The 13142-nt window shown below is 47.8% G+C and carries 11 protein-coding genes; 2 read left to right on the forward strand and 9 right to left on the reverse strand.

Features of this window, described 5'->3' with window-relative positions:
* Positions 1-24: 24 nt before the first annotated feature.
* The 4 genes from DFP97_RS02925 to metH form a co-directional block, all read right to left on the reverse strand.
* A complete protein-coding gene (locus tag DFP97_RS02925; protein ID WP_114378476.1) occupies positions 25-1347 on the reverse strand; it encodes a ribonuclease H-like domain-containing protein in 1323 nt (440 codons plus the stop codon).
* Positions 1344-3632 (reverse strand): DEAD/DEAH box helicase, encoded by a 2289-nt coding sequence (locus DFP97_RS02930; RefSeq protein WP_114378477.1) that lies wholly within the window; start codon positions 3630-3632, stop codon positions 1344-1346. Before DFP97_RS02930 ends, DFP97_RS02925 begins: the two co-directional genes overlap by 4 nt.
* A gap of 157 nt (positions 3633-3789) precedes the next feature.
* Positions 3790-4716, reverse strand: coding sequence for a ribonuclease Z (gene rnz, locus DFP97_RS02935; protein ID WP_114378478.1), 927 nt, complete (start codon positions 4714-4716; stop codon positions 3790-3792).
* Positions 4717-4838: 122 nt separating this feature from the next.
* A complete protein-coding gene (metH, locus tag DFP97_RS02940; RefSeq protein ID WP_114378479.1) occupies positions 4839-8279 on the reverse strand; it encodes a methionine synthase in 3441 nt (1146 codons plus the stop codon).
* Between the two features lie 144 nt (positions 8280-8423).
* Here metH and DFP97_RS02945 point away from each other — a divergent pair, with 144 nt between their 5' ends.
* Positions 8424-8972, forward strand: coding sequence for a 1,2-dihydroxy-3-keto-5-methylthiopentene dioxygenase (locus DFP97_RS02945; protein ID WP_114378480.1), 549 nt, complete (start codon positions 8424-8426; stop codon positions 8970-8972).
* A gap of 82 nt (positions 8973-9054) precedes the next feature.
* Here the strand turns inward: DFP97_RS02945 and DFP97_RS02950 are convergent, their stop codons facing one another.
* The 5 genes from DFP97_RS02950 to yneA all read right to left on the reverse strand — a co-directional run bounded on the left by DFP97_RS02950 (position 9055) and on the right by yneA (position 12314).
* Positions 9055-9843: an HAD family hydrolase gene (locus DFP97_RS02950; protein WP_114378481.1), complete on the reverse strand. Its 789-nt coding sequence runs from the start codon at positions 9841-9843 to the stop codon at positions 9055-9057.
* A gap of 23 nt (positions 9844-9866) precedes the next feature.
* Complete coding sequence (locus DFP97_RS02955; protein WP_114378482.1) at positions 9867-10373, reverse strand: hypothetical protein; 507 nt, start codon at positions 10371-10373, stop codon at positions 9867-9869.
* Positions 10374-10399: 26 nt separating this feature from the next.
* On the reverse strand, positions 10400-11389 hold the full coding sequence (locus DFP97_RS02960) for an aldo/keto reductase (RefSeq protein WP_114378483.1): 990 nt from the start codon (positions 11387-11389) through the stop codon (positions 10400-10402).
* Positions 11390-11435: 46 nt separating this feature from the next.
* The gene (locus tag DFP97_RS02965; RefSeq protein WP_114378484.1) at positions 11436-11633 is read right to left on the reverse strand and encodes a DUF896 domain-containing protein; all 198 of its coding nucleotides are present in this window, start codon (positions 11631-11633) and stop codon (positions 11436-11438) included.
* A gap of 312 nt (positions 11634-11945) precedes the next feature.
* Positions 11946-12314 (reverse strand): cell division suppressor protein YneA, encoded by a 369-nt coding sequence (gene yneA, locus DFP97_RS31360; protein WP_245975873.1) that lies wholly within the window; start codon positions 12312-12314, stop codon positions 11946-11948.
* A 162-nt stretch (positions 12315-12476) separates the two neighbouring features.
* On the opposite strand from yneA, the gene lexA reads away from it, so the two are divergent.
* Positions 12477-13097, forward strand: coding sequence for a transcriptional repressor LexA (gene lexA, locus DFP97_RS02975; protein ID WP_114378485.1), 621 nt, complete (start codon positions 12477-12479; stop codon positions 13095-13097).
* The last annotated feature ends 45 nt before the right edge of the window (positions 13098-13142 follow it).

A 13142-nucleotide genomic window follows, 5' to 3' on the forward strand; every position in this document is an offset into this window, starting at 1 on the left:
GTCATATCGTTTAATGCTGCTTATTCATCGAAGTTGCTTTTCCGCCTTACGGCGCAGCCGGGCTACCCGGTTCCGCAACGACTCGAGCTCAGCCCGTTTCTTCGTATCGCGACGCAGCAGCATAGATTGATTTAAAGCATACTCAAAAGCATGATTTGCGTGTCCCAAAGCGGACTCGTAATCCTTCACCTTATGTTCATAATACATGGCCAGCTCTACGTTAGCTTCTTGAGCAGCCGACCCGTATTGCGTGGATGAATGAATAATGACCTTCTGCCACAATAACACAGCGCGCCCCCAATTTCCAGCCTTCTTGTCCCGTGAAGCAAGCATCAAAAGCGTAGATGGATTGGCTTGATCCGCACGCATGACCATCTCGAACATTTGCTCGGTAAGCGTGATTTTCCCCATTCGTTCCAGCCAGAGCCCTGTTCGAACCATCTCCTCCGGCTCTATGGGCAAAGGAATATATTCATGAATGTTTTCATTTAACAAATGACCAAAACGGATAGCTAAGCAAGCGAGTGAGAGCATATCCGTTTCATTATGACGAAATACGCCTTCAAGCGGAGCTGGATCACCATCGGCTAAAAATTGAAAATAAAGCTGAGGGGCTAACGAACCCGGAACATCATCCTTTCGATGAATGCCCAGCCTTTCTTCTTCGACGTGGCTCAGTTTGCATGATATAAGCGTGTTTCTCCAAACCGACCGGGCAGGATGCAAAAAATCGAGATGTTGCGGCTCCCAAATGTTACGTCCAAATCCGTTCATAATGAATCGATTTTGAACTAGAGGCCAATCAAACGTCTTGCCGTTATACGTAGCAAGAAAAGTATAATGTTGAAGCTTCTCCGCTAAGTATGCGAGCATTGCTCTTTCCTCGGCAGGATGTCTGATCAATGTCTGCTCGACAACAAAATGTTCATTCGACATATATCCTATGCCGACCATAAAAGGAACGTTCCCGGCGCCGACCCCTAAACCCGTCGTTTCTAAATCCAGAAATAACACCTTGTCTGCAGACATGCTGCGCGTCGGGTGGAATGCGGACAGACCGGGTACCGCGTCTCGCAGCTCTTCGATTGCATGCAGTCCATGGGAAAAAGTTGCCGGATATACGATTTTCCGCAATAAGAAGCTGCCAATGTCGTTTTTGTACAGAATAACGCCGAACGACTCCCACACGGGGGAAAGCCATTCCGTTTCTTCTTCAACCGATAAGGACGGAGCATCATGTTTCGGCTCATCCAATTCATCTAATGGCGGAGCAACTGGAGCAGACTTCAGCTCTTGTTCAGAGCGGTCCCCCCGCAAACGATTCATTCTGTCGCGCAATCCGCTCATCGCGTCTTACCCTCCGCTTCGTTTAGAAGCTCCAGCGCTTGCTGCTTACCGAGCAGCCCCACTTCTTCAATAGGACCAACGCATGCCGGACAACCGCTTAAGCATGTGCAGGATCTGATTAGCGACTTAGCTTGGCGAATGAGCTCATCATGCACCTCGAACAAGCGTTCGCTAAGCCCAATTCCGCCAGGATACCGGTCATAGAAATAAATGGTCGGCTTCTGAGTATGCACAGCCTTCACCTGCGGTACGACCCGGATATCAAATGGATCACACATGAGGTATAGCGGCGCAATGTGTACGAGTACGTTAGCAATGCCGAGCAGCGCGAATTGCATCTCATTTTTGCTTTTACGGGCAGCCGCTTCTTCACTGAACGAAAACCAGTAACCGCTCGTATGCAGCTCCTCTTCCGGCAAATGGATAGGACCGGAGCCGATGTTTTCATGCGTGCGCAGCTTTATTTTTTTGAAAATCGTTGGCTTTGCGTTGACAGTAAGCTCGCCATATTGCCTTACAAGATCGCCAGACTCGCGCTCTTTGTCAACATGCAGCACCTTGAGCTCAACAGCCAAGTTCGCGTCCGTATAATAATCGACATTAACCTCTCGCACATACGCTTTTTTCTCCGGATAATCCAGCTTCTCGACCTGGTATTGCACACCTTCATGAATATAGATGGCTTCCTCATGGATAAGCGTTGGCGCGCTGAAGCGATCAACCTCGCCTAGGACGCGGCTGCCGTTTGTATTATCAATGATAATGAAATTTTCTTGCGCTGCTGTGCGCAAGGAGATATTGTGAGCCGGAAACGACTGCTCCATCCAAAACCAGCGGCCGCCCGCTTTGTGCAGCACCTTTTCCTCTACGAGAAACTCCATCATGTCCTCAAGCGATTCGGACCCAAACTGCTCCCCCGCCTCGAAGGGCAATTCGTATGCGGCACATTTTACATGATCGATTAAAACGAGTAAATTGTCAGGATGAATGAGTGCCCTCTCAGGCGGTCTATTAAAGAAAAAGTCCGGATTTTGAATCATGTACTGATCAAGAGGATTGCTGCTCGCTACCATAAACGTTACCGAGCTTTCTTGCCGTCTGCCTGCGCGGCCTGATTGCTGCCAGGTACTCGCAATTGTGCCGGGATATCCATTTAGTACACAAGCTTGAAGCTGCCCGATATCAATACCCAGTTCGAGCGCATTCGTGCTTACCACACCTCTAATTTCTCCTGATCGCAAGCCGCGTTCGATCTCTCTGCGAAGCTTCGGTAAATAACCGCCTCGATAGCCGCGAATCGACTTATCATTCACTTTATCCCGGATGAGTTCCTGCAAGTAAGTCAGCAGCAGCTCGACCCTAACGCGGCTGCGTGCGAATACGATTGTCTGTACGCCTTGCTTTAAGAGCAAGCCTGCTAGTTTACGCGTCTCCAGAACGCTGCTCCGGCGTATGCCAAGCTGTCGGTTGACGACAGGGGGGTTGTAAAACACAAAATGCTTCTCCCCCATAGGAGCGCCGTTGTTATCTACTAAAGATACTTTCTCCCCTATTAAACGTTCCGCATGCTCCTGAGGATTATCAATCGTTGCTGATGCACATATAAATTGCGGCCTCGACCCATAAAACCGGCAAATCCGCTTTAATCGCCGAATAACATTCGCGACGTGGCTTCCAAAGACCCCTCTATAAGCATGAACCTCGTCAATGACGATGTATTTAATATTTTCGAACAGCTTCACCCATTTTGTATGATGCGGCAGTATAGCCGAATGCAGCATGTCCGGATTGGTCACAACGATGTGGCCCGCATTTCTGATCGCCGTTCTTACCGTAGGCGGCGTGTCGCCATCATAGGTATGCGTCTTAATGCCGACGTCCATAAGATCAGCCAATGCTTGCAATTCTGCAACCTGATCCTGCGCCAGCGCCTTAGTTGGAAACAAGTATAGAGCTCTGCCCTCTTCGTTTTCTAACAGTGATTGCATAACCGGGAGGTTGTAACAAAGCGTCTTCCCCGAAGCGGTCGGCGTCACGGCAACGACATGATTCCCAGCCCGCGCCGCCCGGTATGCTTCCGCTTGATGCGTATATAATTCGCTGATTCCGCGGGAACGCAGCGCTTCCTTCCATGCATGATGCAGTCCATCCGGCAGCGGTGCGGTACGCGCCTCACGCGGAGCAATGGTTCGCCAGTGGGTCACATTGTCCATGATCTCGGTATTTTGACGCACATGCTCCAACCACTCCTCCAAGCCGGAGGTTTTGCCCGTAAAGCGGTTCATGACCGTCCCACTCCTCATCCCATCAATGTTTCTTTTTATTTTACAGAATACATGTTCGTACTGCAATTTTAATTTTAGGAGATAAGCGTTAGCCGCTGAAGCCGCCTTCAAAAGAAAAACGCGGGGCATCCCCCGCGTTTTCTCTATTGTACGATCATTATCGTTTTATCTCCGTCATATAGAGATCAGTTGCCGCTGTCACAGCGCCAAACTTTACGGAAGCTTCCTCCTCTAAACGACTCAAATCCTCATTGCTGTATCGGCCGCTGAAATGTGTCATTACTAGCCGCTTCGCTTTCGCCCGCGCAGCCGTCTCCGCTGCCTCTGCCGTTGTGCTGTGTCCGAATTCATGCGCCTTCTCCTCCATGCCCGCAGCGAAGGTAGCTTCATGTACGAGCAGGTCTGCGTCTGCGGCCAGCTTCAAAGCACGCCCGCAAGGCTTCGTGTCGCCGAGCACCGTCACGACTCTGCCGCGCTGAGAAGTACCGGTAACATCCTCTGAACGCACCACCTTCCCATCCGGCAGCGTTACCGTTTGTCCTTGCTTTAATTGCCCGTATATCGGGCCTGCCTCGATGCCCAGCTCCTGCAGCTTATGAACGAGCAGCTTGCCAGGCTGATCATGCTCCGTAATCCGATAGCCGAAGCAAGGTACGCGATGTTCTAGCAAGCCCGCCTCTACCGTAAAACGTTCATCGTTCAAAATAATACCTTCATCAACCGCTATCTCGCTAATATTCAGTTCGTAGTCCAGCTGTGTTCCGCTTAAAGCAAACACTGTATCAATATACGACTTCAGCCCGGGAGGCCCAAAAAGCTGTACAGGTGTAACACCGCCGTCGAAGGAACGGCTGCTCAACAAGCCGGGAAGCCCATAAAAATGATCGCCATGCAGATGTGTAATAAAAACAGCCTCCAGCTTGTTAAGCTTCAGCGGTGTTCGCAATACCTGATGCTGCGTTGCTTCACCAGCATCAAACAGCCACCAATTGCAGCCCGGCTCCGGAAGCTGCAGAGCAATAGCGGTTACATTTCGATGCTTAAAGGGCCTTCCTGCCCCCGTACCTAAAAACCACATGTTCATAATCGCGACCACCTCGCTCTCTAGCATCTGCTTTGCTGGCTGGCTTTATTTATGAAATGAAGAGCCCTCTCTAGCTCGGATAACCGAACGCCGGAGGGCTCTCATTCCTGTTTATCTATGAACTACACTTTCTCCACGTTAAAATATTGCGCTTCCGGATGTGCGAATACCATCGCGGATACGGACGCTTCCGGCTCCATCATGCAGCCTTCCGTCAGCTCCACGCCGATATCCTCCGGCTTCATCAAATCGAACAGCGGCTCCTGATCCTCCAGGTTTGGACAAGCAGGGTAGCCAAACGATACTCGAATACCTTGATAACGTGCGCCGAGACGCTGCTTCATCGTCATTTCCGCAGGATCCGGATAACCGCAGAAGTCGCGCATCATATGATGGACGCGTTCGGCTAGTCCCTCAGCAACCTCAAGTGCTACCGACTGCAAGGCATGCGACCGCAAATAGTCACCGCTATCCTTCCACTCGTTCGCAAGATCACGAATGCCATGACCGGCTGTTACGACGAGGAAGCCAACGTAATCCATTACGCCGCTTTCCACCGATTTCAAGAAATCAGCCAGACACAGATAAGGCTCAACCTGCTGACGCGGGAATGTGAACCGTTTAAGCTCCTGCGCCGGATTTTCAGGATTATAAACAATAACATCGTTTCCGGAAGACTGCGCGGGGAAAAACCGGTACATGCCGTGGGCGCGAATAAAACTTTCGGCGCTTCCCTTTTGCAATATTTCGTCTACGGTCGCTTTCAAATTTACGGCTTTCTCATTGCCTTCCTGAAGCAAGCTATCCACATTGCCCTTCAAGCCAAGGTGATGACCGAGCAGCATTTGCATATTCACATACGGAATTATGTGTGGAATCGGTACATCACGCAATACATGGCGATCCAGATCCGGTGGAGCAAACACAGGCGCATCAGGAGAAATATTCGAACGAACAGCGCGTGTCAGCTGCGGTAGCTGCTTCTTCTCTTCCTCTTCCGCTCCGCCAGACGCTTTATACGCCGCCATTTCCTCTTCCATCCGCAGACGATGCCCAGGATCCATCAGCTTGTTGGCAATGTCGAGTCCATCCATCGCGTCCTTCGCATAAAGGACAAGGCCGTCATATTCAGGACCGATTCTCGTTTTCGTAAATTTACGCGTAAGCGCCGCTCCGCCGACAAGTATTGGCGCGTCGATACCAGCATTGCGCAAATCCTGCGCCGTAATAACCATTTGCTGCGCAGATTTAACGAGCAAGCCTGACAAGCCGATCGCATCGACCTTCTCCTTGCGGTAAGCTTCAATAAGCTGCTCCGGCGGTACTTTAATGCCTAAGTTGATAATTTTGTAACCGTTATTGGATAAAATGATTTCAACTAAATTTTTGCCGATGTCATGAACATCGCCCTTTACGGTAGCCAAAATTATTTTACCTTTAACGGAGGACTCGTTTTTCTCCATAAACGCTTCTAAATAATTAACGGATGCTTTCATAACTTCAGCACTTTGCAGCACCTCCGCTACGATCAATTCATTACCATTGAATAAGCGGCCGACTTCCTCCATTCCGCGCATAAGCGGACCGTTAATGACCTCCATGGCCGAATACTTTTTGAGCGCTTCATCCAAGTCGGGAATGAGGCCTTCCTTCGTCCCCTCCACCACGTAAGAGCCTAGCCGCTCCTCTAGAGACAGGTTTGAAATTTTTTCTTTCTTCTCAACCTTCTTATTCCGGAAAGCAGCGACAAATTCAGCAAGCGTCTCATCGTTCGTATTGTAAATAAGTTCTTCGGCCAAACGTCGCTCTTCTTCCGGAATGGAAGCATAGCGCTCCAGCTTTTCCGTGTTTACGATCGCATAGTCAAGTCCCGCTTTTGTAGCATGATACAGGTAAACCGAATTTAGCACCTCGCGCCCGGCATCCGGCAAGCCAAAGGAAATATTGCTGAGTCCCAAAATCGTTTTGGCCAGCGGGAACTTTTCCTTGATCATCCGGATACCTTCAAGCGTCTCAACTGCCGAGCCGATATATTGCGGATCCCCTGATCCGACCGGGAACATATTCGGGTCAAAAATGATGTCTTCCGGATTCATTCCATACTTATCAACCAAGAGGTTATAAGAACGCTCTGCTACTTCCATTTTCGCTTCGCGCGAAACGGCCTGGCCTCTCTCATCAATCAATATCATGACGACGGCAGCGCCGTAGCGATGGATCAATGGCACTATTTTCTCAAACTTCGATTCGCCATCCTCCAGGTTGATCGAGTTAATAATGGCTTTGCCTTGAGAATATTTTAGACCTAGCTCAATAATATGATCATACGTCGAATCAAGCATTAGCGGTGCTTTTATCTTCTTCACGACTTGCGGCAAAAACTGATGAACGGCATACGCTTCATCAATATCCGTGTCCTGCAGGTTAATATCAATAACATGGGCGCCGCCCTTTACTTGTGCGCGGGCGATTTCCGATGCTTCATCGTACTTTTCTTCTTTCAAGAGACGTTTAAACTTCCGTGAACCGGAAATGTTCGTACGTTCCCCGATCATGATCGGACGGTTATCCGGCTCAATAAATACGGTATCTATGCCGGATACGGCATTAGGGTGATCCCCTAACTTTGTGCGGGGCGCGTAAGCAGCCATGGTCTCGGCCATGACACGAATATGATCAGGTGTCGTTCCACAGCAGCCGCCGGCAATGTTAAGCCAGCCTTGCTCCGCGAACGCCGACATTTTCTTAGCAAGCGACTCCGGCGATTCATGGTAATGGCCATTCTCGTCCGGCAAGCCGGCATTCGGATAACAGCTGATCGCTGATTTCGCGATTTCGCTTAGCGTCCGGATATGGTCACGCATAAACTCCGGACCTGTCGCGCAGTTTAGACCGATTGAAATCGGCTTCAAATGCTCGAGCGAAATGTAGAACGATTCAATCGTTTGACCTGCTAACGTTGTACCCATTGGCTCGATCGTGCCGGAAATCATGATCGGAAGCTCCCGGCCCAGTGTCTCAAACGCATTCCGAATACCGATACTGCCCGCTTTAACATTCAGGGTATCCTGAGATGTTTCAAGGAGCAGAGCATCCACGTTGCCTTCGATCAAAGCAAGTGCCTGCTCATAGTAGCTTTCAACCAGCTCGTCGAACGTAACGCCACCGGTAACCGATAACGTTTTGGTCGTTGGACCAAGTGCTCCGGCAACGTAACGAGGCTTGTCAGGTGTGCTGTATTTATCGCATGCATCACGCGCAAGCTTGGCAGCGGCAAGGTTTATTTCTCTCGCTTTTTCCGGAATATCGTAATCGGCAAGCACGACGCTTGTTGCTCCGAACGTATTCGTCTCCAAAATATCCGCGCCAGCTTCCAGATATTGTTCATGAATCGATTGTATAACGTCAGGACGCGTCAGAACGAGCATTTCATTGCAGCCGTCCAGCTCTGCCCCGCCAAAATCATCCTCGTTTAAGTTTGCTTGCTGAATCATCGTACCCATTGCGCCGTCCAATATGAGTATACGCTCTTGAAGCATTTGTTGTATGGTCGGTTTCGACAAATTACTACACCCTTCCCCCTAAATCATTAACCAATAGTTTATCAGAATACACACTAAGTTAAAAGGTGCATCCATCGACAATCAATATAAATTGCTTTATAATAATTATATCATTTAATTTCCATGGGAAAAGAGGGAATGTTCATGGCTGAAATTAGAATTCGCAATACAGAGCAACGGATTCAAGGCGAAGAAAACGTCCGTGCATTTCTAGAACAGCAAGAGGTGCTTTACGAGCACTGGGATCCTAGCAAATTAGCAGAAAACCTTCAACAAAAATTTGTCCTTTCCGATGAAGACAAAGCGCAAATTTTGTCGACCTTCGACGAAGAAATTCGTGATCTGGCTGCTCGCCGCGGTTATCAAACATGGGATATCATCGCGTTGTCCGATGCGACTCCTAACCTCGATGAGCTGCTGAAAAAATTCGAAAATGTTCATACGCATACCGAAGATGAGGTTCGTGCCATTACGGCTGGCCGCGGCATTTTCATTATAAAAGGTACTGACGATGTCGGTTATTTCGATGTTGAGCTCGAAGCAGGCGATGTTATTTCCGTACCTGAATATAAACCACACTTCTTCACCCTGATGGAAAACCGTCAAATCGTAGCTGTTCGTTTGTTTATCGAAACCGAAGGCTGGATTGCGCACCCATATACGGATGAATCCTTCTCTTCAAACAAAGCTTAATTCCGAATAATAATAATGGAAGCCCCTCGGTAGCAGCTAACGCTGTCAGCGAGGGGCTTTTTGGTTGCTCGTGAATCAAAAATTATGCTTCCAGTATTTGCATGAGCTCTTCCAAATGTTGAATTTCATAGGTTGGGATGATTTCATCGTTGCGAACCGCTCCATGACGATTGAGCCAAACCGATGTCATTCCGATCGTATTTGCGCCGAGTATATCCGTTGTCAGCTTATCCCCGACCATGATGCCGTGATCCGGTTCAATGCCGAGACGTTCAAGTGCATGCTTGAATATCGAAGCAGCCGGTTTTCCTTCTCCGAACTCGCCCGAAATAATAATATGATCAAAGTATGGCACTAGCTGCGGTACACCTGCAAGCTTTTCTCTTTGCAAGTCCGGCGATCCGTTTGTCAAAAGCAGCAGCTTGTACTTTCCCTTCAGAGCGTCCAGTACACGGAATGTCTCGTCATAGACGATTGGACGCGAGCGACGTTCAGCAGGAAACTGCTCGGCCAGTTTTGCCCCCAGTTCCTCATCGACAACACCTAGCGCTTTAAGTCCTTGCGTCCATGCTGCTTTGCGATAGCCTGGTGCGAGAGCTTGAAGCTTACGGAATTCCTCTTGCTCGCCTTCAAGGAAAGGAGCCCACAATCCTTCGAACGGGTTAATTCCGATCATTTTCGTGAAAGAGTACGTTTCATAGGACTCATACAGAGCTCTCGCTTCACGGCGAACCGCTTCCTCGAGCGCCTCTGGATCAACACCAGTTGCGGCAGCTGCTGCTTGGCATGTCGCTTCGAAAGCTTCCTTTACACTGCGGTCATCCCACAACAGGGTATCATCAAGATCAAATAATACTGCTTGTTTAGCCATCGTTGTCGTACGCTCCTAAAAGTTTATTTTTGCTGAAAAGCGATTCCGTTCGCCTGTGCGAACTGCTTCAACTTCTCGCCAATTATTTCGGTTGGAAAACGGTTAGTTAATTTCGAGAATACCCAGTTGCCGCCTTTATGCTGTTCAATAATGACATAACCCGCTTGGACACTAATCCCTTTTATCGCGGATACAGGCAGCCGCTTGTCTCCTGTAAAACGGCGCGTCTGCACATAGTCTTTGCCGATCGTAATGTACGGTCTGCGGAAATAAAACAATGCCGCGAGCAAAATATAGCAGCCGATCGTAACCCAGAACATCGTGTCCATTTGGAATTCAGTAGAGCTTTGCATCAGCACGACGTACAGGCAGATAAATAAAATCAGCAGAATCGGAACGATAAAATTACGTCCGACAATTTTCTCCGATTTCTCGGCATTCAATACAATTTGACCGTTTCCTTGCTTCTTGCGCTGCTTGTTCACAACACCCATGTTTTTGCGCACTTTGCGCTCCCAAGAACGTGACATGCTGCCACTCCTTCCAATTTTCAATCTTATTCAAACGGTCTGCGGAATTTATAGATAAAACGATCTGGGTAGTCGTCAGGCAATGCGCTGACTTCATCCAATCGATTCCATACGTCACTAGGCATCTCCCAGCCAACAGCACCGATGTTATCCTCAAATTGCTCTAGCTTGCTGGCGCCGAATATGGGAGAGGTCATTCCCTCGCGCTGCAGCAGCCATCTTAAAGCAACCTGAGCAGGAGTTTTGCCAAGCTCAGCTGCCGCTTGAAGCAATGCATCCAAAATAATAAAGTTTTTATCCAGCGCCCGATTCACCCATGCGCTCTCTCCCGCCTTTGAGGTCAGTCGCCCTTCAACAGGCTCATTCCGATTGTAACGTCCTGTCAAAAAACCTCCGCCCAGCGGAGCCCAAGGAATAATGCCGACCTTCTCCTCCAAGCAAAGCGACAGCATCTCGCGATCCATCTGTCTGCTTACTAGGCTATATTGCGGTTGTATGGATACAAAGCGCACATACCTGCTGGCATCGCTGTAAGCGAGTGCTTTCATTAGCTGCCATGCAAAAAAATTCGAACAGCCTATGTAACGCACCTTTCCAGAAGACACTAAATCATCAAGTGTCCGCAGCGTCTCCTCAATCGGTGTCGCGTCATCCCAAACATGAACCTGATATAAATCAATATAATCCGTTTTCAGACGCTTTAAACTAGCTTCCACGCCGTCCATAATATGCTTGCGCGAAAGGCCGACTCCATTGATATTGCCCGATGTAGCCATACGCACCTTTGTTGCCAGTACGATATCCGAACGTTTGTTCTTGATCGCTTTGCCTACGATTTCTTCAGAGCGACCGCTCACATAAACATCCGCAGTATCGAGAAAGTTGCCTCCGCGATCGATAAACCGGTCAATCATTTCAATAGAATCCTCTTCACTTGTCGTGTTGCCAAATGTCATTGTGCCAAGACATAATTCGGATACGGCGAGCCCACTCTTGCCTAATAGATTATATTTCATCTAACCACCCCTTCTTGGACATTAAATGAATATACAACAGCGAAAGTTAATGCTTGATATTGTCGTTCCCGTCACCATCGACAATAGTAATCGTATCTAATTGTTGACGAAAGTTTCTTTTGAAATTGTTTAAATATTGACGTCGCAGCTCTTCTCTTTCGGTCGTTTCGGCATCGGTCAAGCCTACCGTTTTATTTTTACGAGAAAGCTCGTTAATTCGCGCAATTAATTTCTCGAACTCCATGACTGTACTCCACTCCTTTCATGCCAAGCGTAAATGGCAAATGCCATCCATTGGCGGTGCAGCTTCCGTTTCGTGATGAAATATAAGAAATGTTAACTTTACTATTTTATCATTCTTATATCTTGAAAAAAACTCTACCCTCTACTTTTACATTTCATGTATTCAGTTGTCAAGAAAACCTAGAGGTCAAGCCGCTATGTACTTCACATCAAACAAGAAAAAACTTTCTGCAAAGGCTGATAGATTGTATCCGCCTGTTCAGAAAGTTCTTTTGGGTAAAATAAATTTAACGAATTGAATGTATGTATTAAATTATACAGCAGGAATAATCAGCTTCTGTCCTGGTTTAATATCCGCGGATTGCAGGCCGTTCCGGTCCTTAATGCTGTAGATTATATATCTGATATCGTCTTTCCCATCGGCGTATTTCTTTGCAATTGCCCAAAGGGTATCGCCTGTATGTACGGTTACGACTTGTTCATTTAAGGAAGCTTCTGCAGGAAGATTGCCGGATGCATCTGTTCCCATCATTAGAAAGCTTGTAAACAGCAGTATGAAAACTGCGAAGCTAACAATAATCTTTACAGTATGCTGCCGTAGCCATCTTGCTGCAAGACCGTTCCAGATGGCTGATTTGATCTCTTGCTTCTTGTGAATAGTTCTATAAAAACTTGGACTCATTATCATTATACACACCCCAAACGTTTGTTCTGTTTTTAGAATACACGAACAAACGTTTGGTGTCAACAAAAAATACGAACCTTTGTACTTAAGAACTTATGTTTGTACGAACTCTGGTTCTATGTTATAATTTTTTACAAACCTACTAATGGAGTGATCGCAGTGTCGAAGATTTCTAACCGACAACATTCGATTCTTGAATTTATTAAGAATGAAGTCCGGGAGAAAGGCTATCCACCCTCCGTACGAGAAATCGGCGAAGCTGTTGGATTGTTATCCAGTTCAACCGTTCACGGACATTTGGACCGATTGGAGAAGAAAGGGCTTATTCGCCGGGATCCAACCAAGCCGCGTGCAATTGAAATTTTAGATCAAGAAGGCGTGGACGGTATTATACCGCTATCCGTAGCCAAAGTGCCGATTGTCGGTAAAGTTACAGCAGGCGTACCTATTACGGCAACAGAAAACATTGAAGAGTATTTCCCTCTTCCTTCACACTTTGTCGGTGACAGCAGCGTTTTTATTTTGAACGTCATGGGCGAAAGTATGATTGAAGCAGGCATTCACGATGGTGACTACGTGATCGTTCGCCAACAACAGACCGCTAATAACGGTGAAATCGTTGTTGCAATGACTGAAGACGACGAAGCGACCGTCAAGACGTTTTATAAGGAGAAAAATCACATTCGTTTGCAGCCGGAGAACTCCTCCATGCAGCCTATTTTGCTCCAGAATGTCACAATATTAGGAAAAGTCATCGGGCTGTTCCGAGATATCCATTAAATAATAACGATTCCTACTTAAAGAAGGGACTGAATCGATGCGAAA

It is taken from the genome of Paenibacillus prosopidis (assembly GCF_003337375.1).
Classification (GTDB): Bacteria; Bacillota; Bacilli; order Paenibacillales; family Paenibacillaceae; genus Pristimantibacillus; species Pristimantibacillus prosopidis.